At 47.6% G+C, this 1118-nt stretch carries 1 protein-coding gene; it reads left to right on the top strand.

Annotated elements, in window-relative coordinates; translation table 11 throughout:
• The first annotated feature begins 156 nt into the window (after positions 1-156).
• On the top strand, positions 157-939 hold the full coding sequence (locus tag F6K53_RS44605; protein WP_293087431.1) for an alpha/beta fold hydrolase: 783 nt from the start codon (positions 157-159) through the stop codon (positions 937-939).
• Positions 940-1118: the final 179 nt, after the last annotated feature.

Genomic DNA, 1118 nt, shown 5'->3' with positions numbered 1-1118 from the left:
TTTCCAACCCTGCTACGAGGGGAAAAATCAGGGCTCGCCCGCCCCTAACGCACCCTACGCACTCCTCCCTATCTCCCCATCTCCCCATCTCCCCATCTCCCCATCTCCCCATCTCCCCATCTCCCCATCTCCCTATCTACTTAAGGATGAAGTTTCATGGTATCTACACTAAGGTCTAACCCCTGGATCGTTTGCCCTAAGCCCAATCCCAAGGCTGACCTGCGCCTGTTCTGCTTCCCCTGTGCTGGTGGTACTGCATCAGCCTATAGTACATGGTCACAGGACTTGCCATCGAATGTAGAAGTTTGCTCAATCCAACTGCCGGGAAGGGGTAGACGACTCATGGAGCCACCCTTTACTCGGCTCTCCCGTCTTTTAGAGAGTTTCTTACCTAAACTAAAACCCTATCTGGACAAGCCCTTTGCTTTCTTGGGTCACAGTATGGGGGCTGTACTTGCCTTTGAAGTTGCCCGTCAACTGCGCACAGACAAAGATCCTGAACCAATTCACCTGTTTGCCTGTGCTTGTCCAGCTCCCCAAATCCCGATCAAGAAGCCCTACATCCACAAATTACCTAAATCTGTGTTTGTAACAGAACTATCTCGTCGTTACAATGCTATCCCTGAATCGATTCGGAAGGATAAAGCGATGATGCAGCTGTTCTTACCCAGTCTACGAGCGGACCTTACCATGCTTGAGACTTATACTTACACCATGGATAAACCTCTGAGCTATCCTATTTCGGTCTTCGGAGGTTTCCAAGATAATGCCATTAGTATTGATAGTCTAGAAGCTTGGCGTCAGCAGACCAATAGTTCATTTGTAATCCAAATGTTGACTGGGGATCATTTCTTCCTGCACAACAACAAATTAGCGTTTTTGCGGGCATTATCCCAGCAGCTTTATTCAATCAAGTTCCGTTACTCGCTGAGTGCTTAAATTTTCGGCGTTGCTGAATAATGGAATGATTTTAAGAGTGAGGTGGAATGGGCATCAGGCGTGGAACAGGCATCTTGCCAGTTTCAATATATTTTCGCGCGGGCAGGATGCCCACTCTACTTATATTCATTGCTTGATTCAGCAACGCTGACAAAAAAGATTCGACCAAAACTCTGGAT

The organism is Moorena sp. SIO4A1 (genome assembly GCF_010672065.1).
Lineage (GTDB): Bacteria > Cyanobacteriota > Cyanobacteriia > Cyanobacteriales > Coleofasciculaceae > Moorena.
This window is presented reverse-complemented; position numbering and strand designations above follow the sequence as displayed.

Excerpts from the sequence above, each read along its gene's own strand:
- F6K53_RS44605 (WP_293087431.1), top strand. The coding sequence starts at position 157 with ATGGTATCTACACTAAGGTCTAACCCCTGGATCGTTTGCCCTAAGCCC.